The sequence below is a fragment of the Streptomyces sp. WMMC500 genome, assembly GCF_027497195.1.
GTDB lineage: Bacteria > Actinomycetota > Actinomycetes > Streptomycetales > Streptomycetaceae > Streptomyces.
This window is the reverse complement of sequence record NZ_CP114905.1, coordinates 4,469,223-4,486,765: the sequence shown is the minus strand read 5'-3', so window position 1 is coordinate 4,486,765 and position 17,543 is coordinate 4,469,223. Positions and strand designations below refer to the sequence as shown.

General features: G+C 71.4%; 20 protein-coding genes and 1 pseudogene. 12 read left to right on the top strand and 9 right to left on the bottom strand.

Annotated elements, in window-relative coordinates; translation table 11 throughout:
- Window positions 1-50: 50 nt before the first annotated feature.
- On the top strand, window positions 51-1,415 hold the full coding sequence (locus tag O7599_RS19230; RefSeq protein WP_281616839.1) for an MFS transporter: 1,365 nt from the start codon (window positions 51-53) through the stop codon (window positions 1,413-1,415).
- Here O7599_RS19230 and O7599_RS19225 read toward each other — a convergent pair.
- A complete protein-coding gene (locus O7599_RS19225; protein ID WP_281616838.1) occupies window positions 1,320-1,898 on the bottom strand; it encodes a hypothetical protein in 579 nt (192 codons plus the stop codon). The genes O7599_RS19230 and O7599_RS19225 overlap by 96 nt on opposite strands.
- Window positions 1,899-2,060: 162 nt before the next feature.
- Here O7599_RS19225 and O7599_RS19220 point away from each other — a divergent pair, with 162 nt between their 5' ends.
- Entirely contained in the window at window positions 2,061-2,621 is a 561-nt protein-coding gene (locus O7599_RS19220; RefSeq protein ID WP_281616837.1) for a TetR/AcrR family transcriptional regulator, read from the top strand.
- A gap of 22 nt (window positions 2,622-2,643) precedes the next feature.
- Here O7599_RS19220 and O7599_RS19215 read toward each other — a convergent pair whose 3' ends face one another.
- From O7599_RS19215 to O7599_RS19205, 3 genes are all read right to left on the bottom strand, one after another.
- Complete coding sequence (locus O7599_RS19215) at window positions 2,644-3,459, bottom strand: DUF2470 domain-containing protein (protein ID WP_281616836.1); 816 nt, start codon at window positions 3,457-3,459, stop codon at window positions 2,644-2,646.
- Between the two features lie 9 nt (window positions 3,460-3,468).
- Entirely contained in the window at window positions 3,469-4,491 is a 1,023-nt protein-coding gene (locus O7599_RS19210; protein ID WP_281616835.1) for an ABC transporter substrate-binding protein, read from the bottom strand.
- A gap of 198 nt (window positions 4,492-4,689) precedes the next feature.
- A complete protein-coding gene (locus O7599_RS19205; RefSeq protein ID WP_281616834.1) occupies window positions 4,690-6,792 on the bottom strand; it encodes a PhoX family phosphatase in 2,103 nt (700 codons plus the stop codon).
- A gap of 164 nt (window positions 6,793-6,956) precedes the next feature.
- Between O7599_RS19205 and metG the strand changes: the two genes are divergently transcribed.
- The 5 genes from metG (at window position 6,957) to O7599_RS19180 (ending at window position 12,024) form a co-directional block, all read left to right on the top strand.
- A complete protein-coding gene (metG, locus tag O7599_RS19200; RefSeq protein WP_281616833.1) occupies window positions 6,957-8,573 on the top strand; it encodes a methionine--tRNA ligase in 1,617 nt (538 codons plus the stop codon).
- 263 nt (window positions 8,574-8,836) lie between these two features.
- On the top strand, window positions 8,837-9,142 hold the full coding sequence (locus tag O7599_RS19195) for a hypothetical protein (protein WP_281616832.1): 306 nt from the start codon (window positions 8,837-8,839) through the stop codon (window positions 9,140-9,142).
- Window positions 9,139-10,497 carry a putative T7SS-secreted protein gene (locus tag O7599_RS19190; RefSeq protein WP_281616831.1) on the top strand — a complete coding sequence of 453 codons (1,359 nt, stop codon included), beginning with the start codon at window positions 9,139-9,141 and terminating at the stop codon, window positions 10,495-10,497. The genes O7599_RS19195 and O7599_RS19190 overlap by 4 nt, the downstream gene beginning before the upstream one ends.
- Before the next feature lie 95 nt (window positions 10,498-10,592).
- Window positions 10,593-11,198 (top strand): hypothetical protein, encoded by a 606-nt coding sequence (locus O7599_RS19185; protein WP_281616830.1) that lies wholly within the window; start codon window positions 10,593-10,595, stop codon window positions 11,196-11,198.
- Between the two features lie 7 nt (window positions 11,199-11,205).
- Complete coding sequence (locus O7599_RS19180; protein WP_281616829.1) at window positions 11,206-12,024, top strand: hypothetical protein; 819 nt, start codon at window positions 11,206-11,208, stop codon at window positions 12,022-12,024.
- 51 nt (window positions 12,025-12,075) lie between these two features.
- Here the strand turns inward: O7599_RS19180 and O7599_RS19175 are convergent, their stop codons facing one another.
- From O7599_RS19175 to O7599_RS19155, 5 genes are all read right to left on the bottom strand, one after another.
- The gene (locus tag O7599_RS19175; protein WP_281616828.1) at window positions 12,076-12,423 is read right to left on the bottom strand and encodes a Uma2 family endonuclease; all 348 of its coding nucleotides are present in this window, start codon (window positions 12,421-12,423) and stop codon (window positions 12,076-12,078) included.
- Window positions 12,420-12,644, bottom strand: coding sequence for a hypothetical protein (locus tag O7599_RS19170; protein ID WP_281616827.1), 225 nt, complete (start codon window positions 12,642-12,644; stop codon window positions 12,420-12,422). The genes O7599_RS19175 and O7599_RS19170 overlap by 4 nt, the downstream gene beginning before the upstream one ends.
- A gap of 109 nt (window positions 12,645-12,753) precedes the next feature.
- Entirely contained in the window at window positions 12,754-13,077 is a 324-nt protein-coding gene (locus tag O7599_RS19165) for a type II toxin-antitoxin system PemK/MazF family toxin (RefSeq protein WP_348652552.1), read from the bottom strand.
- Window positions 13,074-13,274, bottom strand: a complete 201-nt coding sequence (locus O7599_RS19160) for a hypothetical protein (protein ID WP_281616826.1) — start codon at window positions 13,272-13,274, stop codon at window positions 13,074-13,076. Before O7599_RS19160 ends, O7599_RS19165 begins: the two co-directional genes overlap by 4 nt.
- 108 nt (window positions 13,275-13,382) lie before the next feature.
- Window positions 13,383-13,823 (bottom strand): ATP-binding protein, encoded by a 441-nt coding sequence (locus tag O7599_RS19155; RefSeq protein WP_281616825.1) that lies wholly within the window; start codon window positions 13,821-13,823, stop codon window positions 13,383-13,385.
- A gap of 157 nt (window positions 13,824-13,980) precedes the next feature.
- Here O7599_RS19155 and O7599_RS19150 point away from each other — a divergent pair, with 157 nt between their 5' ends.
- From O7599_RS19150 to O7599_RS19130, 5 genes and pseudogenes are all read left to right on the top strand, one after another.
- The gene (locus O7599_RS19150) at window positions 13,981-14,838 is read left to right on the top strand and encodes a helix-turn-helix transcriptional regulator (protein WP_281616824.1); all 858 of its coding nucleotides are present in this window, start codon (window positions 13,981-13,983) and stop codon (window positions 14,836-14,838) included.
- Window positions 14,835-15,041, top strand: coding sequence for a DUF397 domain-containing protein (locus tag O7599_RS19145; protein ID WP_281616823.1), 207 nt, complete (start codon window positions 14,835-14,837; stop codon window positions 15,039-15,041). The genes O7599_RS19150 and O7599_RS19145 overlap by 4 nt, the downstream gene beginning before the upstream one ends.
- 157 nt (window positions 15,042-15,198) lie before the next feature.
- Window positions 15,199-15,719 (top strand): annotated as a pseudogene (locus O7599_RS19140) (GNAT family N-acetyltransferase).
- A gap of 228 nt (window positions 15,720-15,947) precedes the next feature.
- A complete protein-coding gene (locus O7599_RS19135) occupies window positions 15,948-16,592 on the top strand; it encodes an alpha/beta fold hydrolase (protein WP_281616822.1) in 645 nt (214 codons plus the stop codon).
- A gap of 428 nt (window positions 16,593-17,020) precedes the next feature.
- Window positions 17,021-17,470, top strand: coding sequence for a hypothetical protein (locus O7599_RS19130; RefSeq protein ID WP_281616821.1), 450 nt, complete (start codon window positions 17,021-17,023; stop codon window positions 17,468-17,470).
- Window positions 17,471-17,543 lie beyond the last annotated feature (73 nt).

Below are 17,543 nucleotides of genomic sequence, written 5' to 3'. Positions count from 1 at the left end.
ACGCATCCGAGCGCCCCCGCCCGGCGCTCCCTTCCCCGAGGAACCTCACCATGTCTGCGCCGTCCTACGCGGCTGTGCTGCGCATCCCCCATGCCTCCCGCACCTTCGGTGCCGCCCTGCTGGGGCGGTTGTCGTACGGGATGGTCCCGCTGGCACTGCTGCTCTCCGTCAGGGACGCCACCGGGTCGTACGCCGCGGCGGGGGCCGCCATGGCGTGCTTCGGGGCGACCAGCGTGACCCTCTCGCCAGCCCGGGCCGGCCTCATCGACCGGCACGGCCCCCGGCGCGCCCTGCCGCCGATGGCCGCGGCGTACGCGGTCCTGCTGGCGGCGCTGGGCGTCGTCACCGCGAGCGGCGCCGCGGGCGCCGCGGGAGCGGTCGTGCTCGCGGCGGCGGCCGGGGCGTTCACGCCGCCGCTGGGGCCGGTGATGCGGGTGCTGTGGAGCGACCTCGTGCCGCCGGGGCTCCTCTCCCGGGCGTACAGCCTGGACTCGGTCGCGGAGGAACTGCTGCTCGTGACGGGCCCGTTGCTGGTCGGCGCGGTGGTGACCGCGGCCCCGGCGCCGGTGGGCCTGGGGGCGGGCGCGGGGCTGGTCCTCGCCGGGACCCTGGCCCTGGTCACGTCACCGGTGGCCCGCGCCCGGACGGGCTCCGGCCGGCCGCCGGGCAAGGCGCCGGAACCGGACCCCGCGCCCGTGCCCGCGCCCGAGTCCGCGCCCGCGTCCGTACCCGCGCCCGCGTCCGCGCCCGGGATCCTGCGCCGGAACCCCGCCGTGCGGCGGGCCGCCGTCGGGGCCGCCGGGGTCGGGATGTGCCTCGGGGCGCTCCCGCTCCTCGCCGTCGCCTCCGCCGACGAGCACGGCGCCGACGGCCTCGTGCCCTGGATCCTCGCCGCGATGTCCGCCGGCAGCGCCGTCGGCGGCCTCGTCCACGGCGCCGTCGCCTGGCGCTCGCCCCGCACCCGGCGCCTGCCGGTGCTCGCGGCGGCCCTGGCCCTGATGCTCGCCGCCACCGGGCTCTCCCCGCACCCGTACGCCCTGGTGGCCTGTGCCGCCGTCTTCGGGCTCTTCGTGGCCCCGGGCATCACGACCGCCTATCTCATCGCCGACGAGTCGGCCGCCCCCGACGCCCGTACGAAGGCGGGCGCGTGGGTCAACACCGCCCTCAACGCCGGCACCTCCGCGGCCACCGCCGCCACCGGCCTGCTGATCGGCCGCGTCCCGCTCCCCCTCTGCTTCGTCCTGGCCGCCCTCCCCACCGTCCTCGCCGCCGCCGTCCTCGCGCTGACCGTCCGCCGCACCCGGCGCCCGTCCCTCACGTCACCTCGCCCCGGCCGCGCGGCGGTGGAGGCGGACCGCGGAGATCAGGAAGAAGACGCCGCCCAGCGTCGCGTAGCCGGCGAGGGGGGCGAGTGAGTCCGCCTCGGCGGCCGTCGCGAGGAAACCGGAACCCGCGACGGCGGAGATTCCGCCGCTGAGGATCATCGCCCACTGGCCGCCCAGCCGGTGGCGCGAGAGCGCGACGGCCACCTGGACCAGGCCCGCGGCGATCGCCCAGGCACCCCACACCCGCAGAACGTCGGGGACGTCCGAGGCGACGGCGGCGGCAAGGCCGGCCGCGGTCAGCAGACTCAGGGCCACGTTGACGCGGAGCAGTGCGCGCGGTCGTACGGCCCCCGGGGTGCGGAAGTCGATCACGGCTGCCACGGCGTCGACGACCGGATAGACCAGCAGCAGGGTGATGCTCACCGGGCTGAGGCTCGAAGCGCTGAGGGCGACCAGCGCGGCCCAGACCACGGCGAACCCGAAGCGGCCGTGGTACAGGTTCCGCAGCCGGTCGGTCGTGTCCGTGGGGTCGGCCAGGGTGCCGGTGTGGCCGTGCGCGGTGGAGCTCGACATCTGATCTCTCCTGACGGTGGAAGCGGTGAAACGTTCCCGACCCCTGCCCTCCGTGAGAGATAGAACGGTCGGTCCACCAGAGCGTGCAGCACTCTCTACACGGCTGTCAAGACCGACCGTTCTATCTGCTAGGCTCGACGTGGCGCCTCAGGAGGGAAGTGGATGTCGGAAGCACGGACCCGGCTGCTCGACACGGCCAGCGGGCTGTTCTACGCCGAAGGTCTGCACGCCGTCGGGGTCGACCGCGTCATCGCGGAGGCCCGGGTCACCCGCGCCACGCTCTACCGGCACTTCCGGAGCAAGGACGACCTCCTCGTCGCCTACCTGACGCAGGTCGACGAGGCGATCCGGGCACGCGTGACCGCCGCACGTGAGCAGGGGGACTCCGCCGACGAGGCCCTTCGGATCATCGGCAGGGGGATCGCCGACGACATCCGGCGCGACGGCTTCCGCGGGTGCGCGTTCCTCAACGCCGCCGCCGAGTACCCCGATCCGGACCATCCGGTGCACCGGGCGGTTCTCCGGCACCGGCGGTGGTTCCTCGACACCGTCACCGAACTCTTCACCGGCACCGGAAAGCCCGACGCGGAACCCGCCGGCCGGCACTTCGTCATGATGCGGGACGGCGCCATGGCCGCCGGCTGCCTGGCCGATCCGGAAACCGTCGGGGAGACCTTCCTGCGCGGGGTCGAAGGGCTCCTCACCTACCGCAGTTCTCTCTGAGCCGGCTCTACGACGACCGCCGCTACCCCCCGCGGTGGGTGCGGCGGCGCGGGCAGTGCTGGGCGGCGTAGAGGAGGGTCTGGACGGCCATGCCCGCTTCGGCGGCGTCGGCGAGCGGGGCGGCGAAGGGCAGGCGGATGTCGCGGTGGGCGCGGGGGTGTTCGAGGCGGAGGGTGAGGCCGTGGCGGTCCAGGGCCAGGGGGTGGACGCGGACCACCCCGTGCAGCGCCGCCGGGTCGACCAGGCGGGTCAGGGCGTCGACCGCGTCGCGGTGGGAGTCCGCCAGGTGCAGCAGCATCGCCGCCTCCTGGGCGGCCAGCGGGTCGGGGCCCGCGGCTGCCAGTTCCTCCAGGTCCACGACCGCCACGTCCGCGGTACCGGTACCGGCACCGGCACCTGGGTCCGCGCCCGCGCCCGCACCGGCCCCCGTGCCGTCGGCCGCCGTCACCACCAGCGCCTCCGCCGGGTCGAAGCCCAGCACCAGCCTGTCCGGGGCCGGCTGCGCCTCCTCCGGCGCCAGCCAGCCGATCAGCGTCACCCGGGCCCGTACCCGGTCGCGTACGCCCACCGGCGCGATGTCCGTCAGGTGCAGCCGCACCGGCAGGTCGCCGGTCGGGGCGCAGACCACCCGCGCCGCGAGCGCGCTGTCCGCCGGCGGGTTCAGCCGCAGCAGCATGCCGTCGGGGCCCGGGTCCGTCGTGTGCAGGCCGACCAGGTCGCAGCGGAAGCCGTCGGCCTCCAGCGTCAGCGAGCCCGCGGTCGCCAGGATCGTGCGCACCCGCTCCGCGGGCGTCGGGGCGGCGGCCGTGTCCGCGCGTACGTCGTCGGTGAAAGCCATGCCGCTCCCTCAGCCGAGCTTGTCGGCGTTCTCGATGGCGTCCGCCAGCCGTTCCAGGACCGGCGCGAAGCCGCGGTAGCTGTAGCGCTCCTCCATCGCCCAGGGCGTCGTCTGGCCGGCCTCGACGGCCGGGAGCCGGGTCCAGGTGGGCTTCTCTGCGAGCGCCGCGGGCGTCATGGCCTGGGTGCGGTTGTCGATCATGATCAGGTCGGCGTGGTACTTGTCGGTGTTCTCCCAGCTCAGGAACTCCCAGAAGCCCCACTCGTCGGACTTCTCGCCCACCACGACGTCCACGCCGAGGTCCCGGAAGTAGTGCAGGTCGGTGTACGAGCCGGGGACGGCGACGTACATGTTGTCCTGGTCGCCGGTCATCGCCAGCACCTTGATGCCGCGCTTGGCCTTCGCCACCGCGCGCAGCCGGTCCTCGGCCTCCTGGAAGCGCTTCTTGTCGGCCTTCACCCGCGCGCTGCCCGTGTCGCCGCCGAGCGCCTTCGCCAGCTCCTCGTACCGCCCGAGCGGCTCCAGCAGGCTCGTGTGCGCGCCTTTGATGCCGATCGAGGGGGCGAGGGCGAAGATCTTCTTCCGGCTCTCCTCCGGTACGAACCAGAGGTCGGGCGGCGGGAACATGTTGCTGATCAGCAGCTCGGGGGCGAGTGAGGCGTACTTCTCGACGTTGAACTCGCCCCACGCCTCGCCGAGGCTCTCCAGCTCGGCCAGGTCCAGGTCGCCCGCCTGCGGGTTGGGCTTGCCGTCGATCGGCTCGCTCGGGCCGAAGATCGCGGTGCACGTCACGCCGTAGTCGTACAGCGCGGCGGCGGAGCTGACGAAGGCGACGATCTTCTCGGGGCGCCCGTCGGTCTCGGCCTTCCTGCCGCGGTCGTCGGTGAACGACCAATCGCCTCCGGTGCCGTCCGAACCGCCGTTCGCGGCGTCGCTCCCGCAGGCGGCGAGGAGGGCGGTGAGGCCGAGTGCGCCGCCGGCGGTCAGCAGGCCGCGGCGGGAGAGCGGGGTGGTCGGTGCGGTGGTGGCCAAGGCCGGATTCCCCTCGGTCGACGTGACTTAGGTGAGGCTAACCTAATATGCTCGACCGGGGAACCCGGGCCAGGGGCCCCGCGGCACGCCGACACGTGCGCGCGGAGCCGCCCGGCCCGCGGAACCGGATGCCCTGCCACGGGACTTCCCGCGGCAGGACCGAAGGGTGCGTCGGGGCCGTATCGCAACGGCCGGGCCCTAGGCCCCGATGCGCCCGCCCCCGCTGCGCCAGACGTTGACGACCGCCGGGCGGTTCGGCTTGCCCGGGCCGTCCGGCCACACCGAGCCCGGGTTCTCGTACGACGCGCCGTCGACCTCGCCCGGGTGCTGCACCGCCACGAGCACGCGGTCCTCCTGCACCACCGGGCCGCAGGTCTCCGCGCCCGTGGGCACCGTGAGGAACTGCTTGACCTGGCCCTCGTACCGGCCCGTCGTCGCCACGCCGAACAGCCCGTCGTGGGTGCCGAGCGCGTTGCCGTCCGTGGAGATCCACAGGTTGCCGTACGGGTCGAACGTCACGTTGTCCGGGCAGGAGATGGGGCTGACCTTGTCCTTCGGGAAGCCCGCGAAGTACGTCGAGGGGTCGGCCGGGTCGCCGCAGACCAGGAACAGCCGCCAGCCGAAGCGGGTCGACGCCGGGTCGTCGTGCTTCTCGGTGAGCTCCAGGACGTGGCCGTGCTTGTTGGCGTTGCGCGGGTTGGCCTCGTCCGCCTTGGCGTTGGTGCCGGTGCCGCGGTTGGTGTTGTTCGTCAGCGCGACGTACACCTTGCCGCTGTTCGGGCTGGGCTCCACGTCCTCCGGGCGGTCCATCTTCGTCGCGCCCATCTTGTCGGCGGCGAGACGGGTGAAGACGTAGACCTCCTCGGCGCTCATGCCGGGGACGAAGCTGCGGTCGCCGCTGGCCAGCTTGATCCACTCGCCGCCGCCGTCGAACTCGCCGTCGGCCGGGAGCGCGCCGCTGCCGTCGATCTCGGCGGCCGGGCTGTCGCCGGTGAGCTTGGCGACGTACAGCGTGCCCTCGTCCAGCAGCGTCATGTTGTGGGCGCGCGCCCAGCGGCTGCTGCCGCGCATCATGCGCTTGTCGGAGACGAACTTGTAGAGGTAGTCGAAGCGCTCGTCGTCACCGGAGTACGCGACCGCGCGGCCGTCGCGCGTCAGCCGGATGCTGGCGCCCTCGTGCTTGAAGCGGCCGAGCGCGGTGTGCTTGACCGGGGTCGAGTCCGGGTCGTACGGGTCGATCTCGACGACCCAGCCGAAGCGGTGCGGCTCGTTGGGCTCCTTGACGACGTCGAAGCGTTCGTCGAAGTCCTCCCACTTGCGCTGCGAGGCGGCGCCGGAGAAGCCGTAGCGGGCGAGGCGCTGCTTGGCGACGGGGTCGGTGACGGCCTCGGTGTGGGCGAAGTACTGGTTGAAGTTCTCCTCGCCGGAGAGGACCGTGCCCCACGGGGTGGTGCCGCCGGCGCAGTTGTTGAGGGTGCCGAGCACGCGCCGGCCGGTCGCGTCCGCGGACGTCTTGAGCAGGTCGCTGCCGGCCGCCGGGCCGGTCAGCTCGAACTCGGTGGTGGCGGTGATGCGGCGGTTCAGCGGGTGCCGCGGTACGGCCCGGAGACTGCCGCCGCTCTTGCCCCAGCGGCCCTCCTCCTCGACCACCACGACGGACAGGCCGTGCGCGGCCCAGCCGATCTCGGCCTGCTCGCGGGTGACGTTCTCCGGGTCGTAGCCCGGGAACATGAGCTGCTCGTCGGTGTACTCGTGGTTGGCCACCAGGAGCTGCTTGTCCCGCTCCCAGCGCAGCGGCAGCAGGGTGAGGAAGTCGTTGTTGTACCCGAACTGGCCGGCCTGGGCGGCGGCCGACTGGTTGGCCGGGTCGAAGGCGGGCGCGCCGCGCAGGATGGGGTCGCCCCAGGCGATGACGACGTTCTGGTCGTAGCCGTCGGCGACGGTGACGGCGTCGTCGGTGTTGGGCGCGACGGCGTCGAAGCGCAGCCCGCGGGCGGCGTCACCGCCGTGGCCGTGCCCGTGGCCCGGCCCGCGGCCGAAGGTACCGGCCGGGGAGGCGGGCGCGGCCGTCGCCGGGGCGGCCCCGACGACCCCCGCGCCGGCCGCCACCACGGTCACCGCGGCACCGGCGCGCAGCGCCCCGCGGCGGGAGACGGCGCGCGCGACGATGTCGCCCGCGTACTCGTTGTCGCTGGTGTTCGGAACCTCGTGGAAGCAAGCGTCGCCACAGCGGTAGCGACAGGTCATGGCCGAGCGGCCGCCCGGATGCGGCGAGCCGATGAGCGGCAGAAGTCTGCGCACGATCCCCTCCGGATTCTGTGAGTTCGCGCCGGACGCTAGGCGCGGAGTCCCGCGGGGGAGAGTCGCGGACCTGAACTCCAGGTGAACCCGCGCCGGTGAGGGGCAGGCTGTCACCGTACGTAATCGGATGAGTGCAGGGGCCCGTGGCCGTTAGGATTTCGACCATGGCGGCCACTGGAGAAGAGCAGCAGGGGACGAAGGCGTACTACGTCTCGACCCCCATCTACTACGTGAACGACGCTCCGCACCTGGGCCACGCCTATACGACCGTCGCAGGCGACGTGCTCACCCGCTGGCACCGCCAGCGCGGTGAGAGGGTGTGGTACCTCACCGGCACGGACGAGCACGGTCAGAAGATCATGCGCACCGCGGAGGCGCACGGCGTCACCCCGCAGGAGTGGTGCGACAAGCTCGTCGAGGAGGCGTGGAAGCCCCTCTGGGAGCACCTGGAGGTCGCGAACGACGACTTCATCCGCACCACGGAGAAGCGGCACACGGACCGGGTGCAGGAGTTCGTCCAGGACCTCTACGACAAGGGCGAGATCTACCAGGGCGGCTACGAGGGTCCGTACTGTGTCGGCTGCGAGGAGTACAAGACCCCCGGCGAGCTGATCGACGGCGAGGGCGAGTACGCGGGCCTGAAGTGCTGCCCGATCCACAAGACGCCGGTGGAGATGCTGAAGGAGGAGAACTACTTCTTCAAGCTCTCCGCGTACGGCCCGAAGCTGCTGGAGTTCTACGAGGCCCACCCCGACTTCGTCCAGCCCGAGTCGGCCCGCAACGAGGTCGTCAACTTCGTCCGGCAGGGCCTCAACGACCTGTCGATCTCCCGCTCCACCTTCGACTGGGGCGTGCGGGTGCCGTGGGACGACAAGCACGTGATCTACGTGTGGATCGACGCCCTGCTCAACTACGCCACCGCCGTGGGCTACGGCGCGGACGAGGCGAAGTTCGCCGGCACCTGGCCGGCGGACGTCCACCTCGTCGGCAAGGACATCCTCCGCTTCCACGCGGTGATCTGGCCCGCGATGCTGATGGCCAACGGGCTGCCGCTGCCGGGCAAGGTCTTCGCCAACGGCTGGCTGATGGTCGGCGGCGAGAAGATGTCGAAGTCCAACCTGACCGGCATCAAGCCGCAGGACCTCACCGACCACTTCGGCGTCGACGCCTACCGCTGGTACTTCCTGCGGGCCATCCAGTACGGCCAGGACGGCTCGTTCTCCTGGGAGGACTTCACCCACCGCTACACCAGCGAACTGGCCAACGACTACGGCAACCTGGCGTCGCGCGTGGGCGCGATGACCGTCAAGTACTTCGACGGCGATCTCCCGGCGGCGACCGCCGCGGGCGCGGCGGAGCAGGTGATCGTCGACGCCCTGGCCCACGCGACGGCGGAGGCGGACCGGCGCATCGGCGACGAGCTGGACTTCGCGGGCGGCATCGCGGCGGTCTTCGACTTCATCAAGAAGGTCAACCTGTACCTGACGGAACAGGAGCCCTGGAAGGTCGCGAAAGACCCTTCCGACGAGGCCCAGGCCCGCCTGGCGACGATCCTCTACACCGCGGCGGAGGCCCTGCGCGCGGTGGCGGTCCTGCTGCACCCGGTGATGCCGCGCACGTCCCAGCAGCTCTGGTCCTCCCTGGGCGCGGAACCGACCCTGGGCCCCCTGGCCGACCAGCGCCTCGCGGAGGCCGCCGAGTGGGGCCGCCTCCCGGCGGGCGCGCGGGTGACGAAGGGCGCGATCCTGTTCCCGCGGCTGGAGGAGCCGAAGCAGGCCTAGGCGGCGAGCGGCGGACACCTCGTCGCTCCCTGCATCTCGTGGAGCCGGGCGAGAGCTTACGCGGTCGTCCGGCCCTCGGAACCCTCCCAGAGCGGGGCGGTCGGTGTGCCGACGCGTGGGAGACAGAGCGCCAACTCGACTGCCGGTACATCAGATCCAGGCCATGGTGGCCTGATCGGTGGCAGTATCGATCACATCGTCGCTAACTTGTTCCACATATGCTTCTGTCGACCCCCGCAGGGGAGTTGGGTGAAAGGTGCGATGTGGCTGATGTGTACATCGACATGGAAGTGCTCGACCGTGTGCGCCGTAACATCCAGAACATCTCAGCACTGATGACCAAGCCCGCCCGCGAGATGGAGGCAGTCGACGGAAAGTCGATGGGGGTCCCCGAGTTGGCCCGGCGCATGGACGATTTCGGCGATGAGTGGTCCTACGGGGTGAAGCAGTTGGCGAAATTCTCCGACGCTGCCGCTGACGCGCTGGCGCAGGTGAAGAAGGGGTTCAAAGAGCTCGACGGTAAGTTGGCGGACGAGCTGGCGAACGCTGCCGCAGGGGGAGGGAAGTGACCGCCGAAGCCGCCGCGGATTATCCTGCTCTCGGGTTCGTTCCCTGCCCGGGTGACCAGTCCGTCGCCTCCGACGTCGCAGGTACGGTGCGCGGTACGGCCCGTGCGTTGGGCGAGGTGCAGCAGGTCCTGCACGGCACCGGTGTGGGTGATTGGAAGGGAAAGGCCGCGGAGGCCTTCCGTGACACCTTCGACGGTGATTTCCGACCCAAGATCGACGAGGCTTGCGAGTCCTTCCGGCAAGCCGCTGACGCGCTGTCGCACTGGGCGGATTTCATGCTGCGCGGTCAGTACGACGCCCGGGTTCTGGAGGGCCGCGCGGCGGAGGCGCAAAGCGCTGTGGAGCAGGCCAATCGCCGGCTCGGCGCGCTGGACGACGCGAACAGGGGCGGCGACGAGCGCTCCCGGCTAGACGCCGCCGAGCAGGAACGGTCGGAGCAGGAACAGGAGCGGGCCGAGCGGGAACTGCGTACGGCGCGAGGCGCGGTGTCGAGCGCGGAGGCTGAGCTGGAGACGATCCGCTCCCGCGCCCGTGGCCTTCGTGATTCCTACCGCGAGGAGGGCAAGAGCGTCGCGGAGAGACTGCACTCCGCCATGAAGATCGCTCCGAACGAGCCGGGCCTCCTGGACAAGCTCGGGGACGCGATCGGGGATCTCGGGAACGTACTGGGCGGTCTGGTCGAGGCTGTCGGTGACATGCTCGATGCCGTCGCGGACTGGATCAAGGAGCATGCGGACTGGATTACCGTCCTGGCCGCGGTGGTCGGCATAGCCGCCATCTTCTTCCCGGGCCTGGCTTTGCTCGCCTTCGCGCTCAGTGCTGTCGCCTTCCTCGCCCACGCATCGAAGTACGGTATATCCGGGCTGTTCCCGCCGAGCCGGGACAATATCGGCAACTGGCTTACCCTCGGCGGGGATGCGCTCGGCATGGTCCCGGGAATCGGACCAGTGGCGCGGGGTGCCGTCACCGGTCTGCGGGCGGCACGCGGAACGGCCGGGGTCGCCTCGTCCGTCCGGGTCGGCATCAGCACCGGAGCAAGAGTGACGCAGAGTGCGGCCAGAGGAGTGAACCCGGCCATCCCCGGCATCGTCAGGCCCGTCGAAGGCCTGGCCACCCGGCTCGGTATGTCCAGGGCGGCCGCGATGAACGTCGCCGACGGTGTTCAGGCGGGGGTCACCGGCCTCCTGACCGCACCGACCGCGATCAACGCCGCCAACCCTACGGACCAGAACGCCAGCAACGCCAACTACGCCACGGGAACCGCCAACATGGTCACGGGCTCGGGCGGTGGGAAGTTCGGCGTCGCGACCGCCATCGCGAGCGGCGTCGGCCTCGTGGGATGGGGGACCCGGTGACCGCTCGTCCGCAGCACGCCACCACCTCGTCCCCGTCCGGGGAGCCGACAGCCGTTCCGGATCTGTGGTTCCTTCTTCCGCCCGGTTTCCGGGAGGTGGAGCTGCACCAGAGCACCGAAGCGCGCATGACGCAGCTCGCCGACGCGGTGACCGAGCTGTTTCCCGACGCGAGGCCCGAGCAGCAGCTGAGCGTGGTCATCACCGGTGCGTACCTGCTTCGGCTGCTGACCGACGCCGGCGCGGTGCACCTGTCCACCTGCCTCTACCGGGCAGGCGACGGCGCCGGCGACGGCTTCACCCAGGGGGTGCTGGCGGTGTTCATCGACGGCCAGGGATGGCCGGACCGGGGGGCGGTTGCGCGGCGTACCGCCATGCAATGGGCTGCAGTGACGCCCGATGCCGAGATCGCCGTGGCGGAAGCCCCGTACGGGCCGGTCGCGATTCGCGCATTCGAGGAGCAGATCGCGGTGCCAGGGTTCATGTACGGCCTGCCAGAAGATCAGCCGCCCACCACCGTACGCCGCCTGGAATGCGCCGTACCGCTGCTGCCGGGGGACAGGACGGCGCTCTTCGTCTTCATGACGGAGGACGACCAGAACTGGAACGACTACCTCAGCATCGTCATGGGGATCGTCGGAGCGCTGTCCTCCGAGGACCCCGACGAGACGGAACAAACAGTCGCTGAACTGGAAGGCGCGTGAGCCTGCCGTGACCCGGGTTCTGCTCACCGCCGTCTACGCGGCGGCCAGTGCCGCCGGCCTGATGCTGGGGGCGCCCCTGCTCGGTACGGCGGTCACGGTGCTGCTGTGGACAGCTCAACTCGGGCTGCTCGCCGTCCTGCTGGCACGGCTGGGCGGGGTGGAGGCCGGCTGCTACGCCCTGGTGGCCACGTTCGTCGCCCTGCTGCTGGGCTCCTTCGCCGGCCAGACGGTCCGCGACGACCTGACGCTCCAGACGCGGGGCGAGGAAGTGCAGGCGACCGTCACCGGCGAGCGGCTGGAGAAGGGCGACCGCGGAAGCCGTACGTGGTACTACACGCTGAAGGACCCCGACGGCCGGGCCGTACCGGGCCCGGAGCTGCGGCGGGAGGACGATGACCTCGACCCCGGCGACTCCGTGACCGTGGTCGCGGACCCGGAAGGCGAGGTGCGGCCGACGACGCCCGGGCTCACGGGCGCGGTGCCGGAGCTGCTCGGAGTCGCCGCCGCCGCCGCGGTGTGCGCGGGCGCCGTGGTGTGGACGGCGCGCAGGGCCGGGCGCACGGAAGGGAGCCCAGGAATGTGGAAGAAGAAGCAGCAGACGGTGGCGGAGCAGGAAGCCACTCTCCGGAGCATCCTGCGGGCCCGGGTGTTCGACCGGCGCGGCTACATCCGCGTCAGCCCGGGGGCCTTCCCCGGACTCACCCAGCAGCGGGCCGCGGCTGTCGCCGCCGAGGAGGGCCTGAAGACCGAGGGGTTCGGTAACCGCGGCTTCTGGCGCTTCGGGGAGCAGGTGGTCGACGAGGTTGCGGCCGATGCCCGGGAGTGACGCCGACGACTTCGGGCACCGGGATCGGCCCCGGCCCTCTGGTCCGACGGATCAGCGTGGGGGGCGTTCCACCGGTGTGCGGTTGTACGGGTGCCAGCCGTGCGTCTGTACGGTGAAGGCCATCGGCTCCGGGAACGTCAGCGGCTGGCCGAAGATGCCCTTGTCCGTCTCGACGTACACGCGGCCCTCCAGTTGGAGGACGTGCCAGGTCGCGTTGCTGGGGTCGACGATCAGGTAGACCGGGATGCCCACGGAGGCGTAGCGCTCGCGTTTGTCCTCCCAGTCGCGCTTGATTGCCGTGCGGGTGCTGGAGACGGTCTCGACCACGGCCAGCACGACCTGCGCCGGCCAGTCCGCGTCCGCCTCGTCTGCCGGGCGGTCCTCACCCCGAATGATCACGGCGTCGGCGCGGGGCGGTAGTCGTCGGCCACCAGCAAGCCGCGCGCGGACCACGCCTCGAAGGGGTCGGGCGTGTGCCGGACGAGACTCCGGCCAGGGAGGTCGTGGACGTGCCCGGGGTTGGCCTGCATCACCAGCTCGCCGTCGAGGAGCTCCACCCGCAGGCCGTCGGGAACGTCGAGGTCGTGCCACAGTTGCGCCAGTGCGCCGGCCTTTTCCACGGCCCGACACCTCTTCCGGCTTCGTGCTTACAGCATAGGGAAGGCCAAGGAGTCCCAGAGCTGGTTCAGCGCGGCCCCGGGGGTGTGGTGGGCCGCAGGCCCAGGTGTGTCAGGACGCGAGGCCGAGGTAGCGGGCTACTGCGTGCTCGACCTCTGCCAGTTCGGCGTGGTCGAGGTAGTGGACCGGGTCGCCGTGGACGTACGACACGTCGATCGTGCGGATCTGGTCCACCAGGAGTCGTGTACGGCTCCCCGCCACATCGAGTTCGGGCCGGAAGGCGGCCGGCTGCGCGCTCGTCGACGTGGGGACGATCGTGGCCACGTTCCACGGCATGGAACTCGGGCTCAGCACGAGCCCGTAGCGGCGGCCCCGCTGCTCGTAACCCCGCTTGGCGTCGCCCAGGTCCACGCGATACACCGCACCGCGGATCACCAGGCGTCCTCCTCGGCGGACAGGTCCTCGTCCTTGAGCCGTTCCGCGTCCTCGCGGGCCTGTGCGAGCCAGACCTCGCGTTCGAGCAGCCGGAGCGCACGCCGGATCACGTCGCTCGTGCGCTCACCTTCACGCATCGCGGCTCTTATGATCCGCTCGTCTTCGTCCGTGGGGCGGAATCCGATGGTCGCTGCCATAACCTCAGGATACCCGGAGTGTAGAACATTTGTCGCGCAACTGTGGAACGAAGGGTCACAGGTGCCGGGCGGGCGGCGGGTGCCGTGGGTGCCGCGCTGCGTGCCGGGTCAGTTGCGGTCGGTGCGGCGGTCGCCTGCCGAGAGGGCGCACGGCTGATGTGCCGACGGGCCGCCGGGGAGTTTGAACGTTGCCCAGATGGCCTTGCCCGGTCCGTTGCGTTCGGAGGTGCCCCAGTCGTCGGCGAGGGCGGCGACCAGGAGCAGCCCTCGGCCGCGGTCGTCGGTGTCCGCGGGGGTGCATACGTGAGGCTTGCCGTCCCCCGCGTCGTGGACCTCGATCTGGACGAGGTGCTCCTCCGGCCGTACGTCGACGTGGACGAGGAAGACCCGCCCGGCGGGTGTGTGGCGCAGCGCGTTGGTCGCCAGCTCGGAGACGCACACGCGGATGTCCTCGGCCCGGTCCGCCGTGCCCACCAGCGAGGCGACGAAGTCGCGCGCCCGGCCGACCGAGCGGGCGTTCCTGGTGAATGTACGGGCCTGGATGGTCATCGTGCCTACCTCGTTCCGATGGGAGCTGCGCTGCGGCCGTTCGAACTCCGCGTGAGCGGGTAACTACGCGGTGTACTCAACGGTTCACCCGCCAGACCCCCTCTCACCAGGGGTGACGGCTTAACAGTCCGGAAGTTAAAGAGGAGGACTGGGCACAGTGACGACGCAGAGCCGCAACGGCGAACCGGAGACTCCCGCAAGCCTGCTGGCCTTCTTCGGCTCGCGCGTGCTCAACCTGCGCACCGAACGGGGCTGGTCCCAGACGGAGCTGGCGACGAAGGCGCACACCACCGGGGCCATGGTCAGTTATGTGGAGAACGCGAAGCGGGTGCCGAGCGCGGACCTGGCACGCGACCTCGACCTGGCGTTCGGCGTCGACTTCTTCGAGGACTTCCATCCGCTGGTGCTCCAGTTCGCGTACCCGAGCTGGTTCCTGCCGTACGTGGAGATGGAGCGCGACGCTTCCAGGATCTCCACGTTCCAGAGCCAGATCATCCCGGCCCTGTTGCAGACGGAGGAGTACGCGCGGGCGATGCTCGCTCCGGTGCGGCCGGACGACCTGGCTGACCTCGTCGCCGCGCGCATGACCCGGCAGGCCATCCTGGAGCGCCAGGATCCGCCGCACACCTGGTTCATCGTCGACGAGCAGGCGCTCCGCAGGAAGATCGGCGGGCCCGCCGTCATGCGCGCCCAGCTTGAGCGTCTGCTGACCGCGGGCCGACAGCCCCGGACGGTGATCCAGGTGGTGCCGGACGAAGTGGCGGCGCATCCCGGCCTGGCCGGCCCGTTCACCCTCCTGAACTTCGATCAGCGTCGGAATCCGACGGCAGGCGACCGCAAGCCGCCGCACGACGTCCTGTTCGTGGACGGCTTCTCGCAGGGGCGGACGGCCCTCGACACAGCCGAGGTCGCTGAAGGCGTCCGGGCCTATGATCTGCTGCGTGGCTACGCCTTGTCGCCCGAAGCGTCTGCCGAACGCATCGGTACGCACCTGGAAGGGTTGGAGAAGCGATGACCAGCGCAAGTGAGTTTTCCGTCCGCTGGCGCAAGTCCAGCTACAGCACTAACGGGGGCGACTGCGTCGAGATCGGGGAAGGGATCACGTACGTCGTCCCGGTCCGCGACAGCAAGGACCCGCACGGCCCGGCGCTCACCTTCACGCCGGAGGGCTGGGCCGACTTCGTGTCCGCGGTCAAGGGCGGGGAGTTCTCCGCCTGAGGCCCGACAGCCCCGAACGTCCGGCCCCCGCCACCGCAGGCGGGGGCCGGCGTTACGGGGGCGTCCGCGCGCGTACCCGCGCTGTCCGGTCAGCGGCCGCGACCGCGAAACCGTCCCGGGGAGTCACGTGACAGGACAGGCTGTGGTCCTGGAGCAGATGGACGGGCAGGCCGCCGCACCGGCCGAGGACTCGTTCCGCCTGGTCTACGCCGAGGCGTTCGCGGAGCCGCCGTACAGCGAGACCGAGAGCGACGTGAACGCGACCTTCCGGCGCTTCCGCTCCCAGACCCGCAAGACCACCTTTCGTGCGGCCTGGCCCGGACCGAGGACGGCGAGCCGGTCGGCATGGCGTACGGGTACCCGCTGAGCGCGGACACGGGGTGGTGGGACCGACTCATCGAGCCCGTATCCGACGACATGCGGCGCGAGGACGGCCACCGCACCTTCGGCCGCATGGAACTCGCCGTGCGCACACCCTGGCGCGGACACGGCATTGCCCGCCGTCTCCACGAGACGCTGCTCGACGGCATCGCGGCCGAGCGCGTGCTGCTCAATGTCCACTCCGACAGCAGGGCGGCATCAGCCGTGTACCGAACGTGGGGGTACCGGAAGGTCGGCGAGGCACGGCCTTGGCCCGAGGCTGATCTGCACGACGTCATGGTGCTCGATCTGGGCTGAGTGGGCGGCCCTCACCGGCATCAGCAAAGACCCGCAGGGTCCGCGTGATGCGGTAGGTCCCACCCGCCTCCACGTCATCGAGCACCGCCTTGGGGCGGGCTGCCACTCTGGGTGATGATCTCGCCACACGAATGTGTTGCTCCTGGAGCGGTGCGGGTGCGGTTTGCCGGTTCGTCTCGTTGGTACCCGGCTACCAGCAACGCTGTCCCAGGGGGGTGGGAGGTGACCATGGCTGTCGAGAGCGTGACCCTCCGGATCGCCGGCACGGAGCTGAGCGGCGACCTCGCGGTGCCCGACGAGGCCGCGGGCCTGGTGCTGTTCGCCCACGGCAGCGGCAGTTCGCGGCACAGCCCGCGCAACCAGGCCGTCGCCGCCCAACTGAACGACCGCGGGTTCGGCACCCTGCTGCTGGATCTGCTCACTCCGGCCGAGGACCAGACCGATGAGGTCACCCGCGAGCACCGTTTCGACATCGCCCTGCTGGCCCGCCGGCTCAGCGGCGCCGCCGACTGGCTCGCGGCTCGCATCAGCGATCTGCCCCTCGGCCTCTTCGGCGCCAGCACGGGCGCCGCGGCGGCCCTGATCACCGCGGCCGAGCGTCCCGAGCTGGTACGGGCCGTGGTCTCCCGGGGCGGTCGCCCCGACCTCGCGGGCGGCGCGCTCGCCGGCGTACGCGCGCCGGTGCTGCTGCTCGTGGGCGGCCGGGACGACCTCGTGATCAAGCTCAACGAGGAGGCCGCGCACGAGCTCACCGCACCGTACGAACTGCGCGTGATCCCGGGTGCGACGCACCTGTTCCCGGAGCCGGGCGCTCTGGAGGAGGTCGGCGCCGCGGCGGCGGAGTGGTTCACCCGGATGAACCCGGCCGGCTGAGGCCCTGTCGACTCAGCGGGTGAGGACCGCGGAGGAGCTGTCCACTTCTTGCCGCTGGTCGCGGTGACGTGGGAGAAAACCTCGTGTCACGAGGCTCCGCCCCCGTCAGGGCCGCCCGTCTACCGGGGCGGCAACGGCATGTGGGATCGCAACCCGGAGATCGCGAAGCTCACCACCGCGTCCCGCTGACACGGCAAATCCCCACAGGCATGGGATCAGTGGAACGAACTACGGCTGTGTCAGACCGGAGGCGGACCCGGCACCACTCCGTGGTCGGATGTGGCCTGAACTCGGCACATGACAACGTCGGGCTGCCGTGCCAGCACAACCCGGGAGCCACTCCTATGCCGACCAGCGCGCGTTGCCCCGCCGTCCCGTATCCCGTGGCCGTCTCGCCCGTTCCCTTGTGGGCCCGGCGGGCAGCGGCCGTGACCCTGTGGGCTACCCTGCCGTCCGCCCTGTGGCGCCTCGCCGTGGTGCTCGGCGTACCGCTGGGGCTCGCCGAGTCCGAGTACGACTCGATGCTCATCCCGGGTTGGGGGTATCTCGTCGTACCGTTGCTGTCCGTGCTGCAGGAGGCCCTGGCCTACCTGACGCTGGGCCTGGTGCGGCCGTGGGGGGAGGTGTGGCCGGGTTGGGTCCCGTGGCTGAGGGGCCGCCGCATCCCCGTGCTCGCCGCCGTCGTCCCGGCGGGCATCGGGGCACTCGCGTGCACGGTCTACGGCGTGCTCTTCGTCTGGACGACACTGCACGCCGAGATGGACATCGCACCGTGGGGAGAGTGGCTGATGAACGCCTGCTACCTGCCGATGGCAGTGTGGGGGCCGCTGCTGGGTGCCGTCACTCTGCACTACTACCGGCGCCGCACACGCGGCTGAGGGGCGGCCCGGCCCGGCGTCACCGACCCGTACCGCGCTCGCCCGACTCGACGAGGTCGTCGAGGCCGCGGCC

Bases quoted from the DNA above. Each gene is read 5' to 3' on its own strand.
- O7599_RS19135 (WP_281616822.1), top strand. From the start codon at position 15,948: ATGGCTGTCGAGAGCGTGACCCTCCGGATCGCCGGCACGGAGCTGAGC.
- O7599_RS19220 (WP_281616837.1), top strand. From the start codon at position 2,061: ATGTCGGAAGCACGGACCCGGCTGCTCGACACGGCCAGCGGGCTGTTC.
- O7599_RS19160 (WP_281616826.1), bottom strand. From the start codon at position 13,274: ATGGCAGCGACCATCGGATTCCGCCCCACGGACGAAGACGAGCGGATC.
- metG (WP_281616833.1), top strand. From the start codon at position 6,957: ATGGCGGCCACTGGAGAAGAGCAGCAGGGGACGAAGGCGTACTACGTC.
- O7599_RS19155 (WP_281616825.1), bottom strand. From the start codon at position 13,823: ATGACCATCCAGGCCCGTACATTCACCAGGAACGCCCGCTCGGTCGGC.
- O7599_RS19145 (WP_281616823.1), top strand. From the start codon at position 14,835: ATGACCAGCGCAAGTGAGTTTTCCGTCCGCTGGCGCAAGTCCAGCTAC.
- O7599_RS19225 (WP_281616838.1), bottom strand. From the start codon at position 1,898: ATGTCGAGCTCCACCGCGCACGGCCACACCGGCACCCTGGCCGACCCC.
- O7599_RS19215 (WP_281616836.1), bottom strand. From the start codon at position 3,459: ATGGCTTTCACCGACGACGTACGCGCGGACACGGCCGCCGCCCCGACG.
- O7599_RS19230 (WP_281616839.1), top strand. From the start codon at position 51: ATGTCTGCGCCGTCCTACGCGGCTGTGCTGCGCATCCCCCATGCCTCC.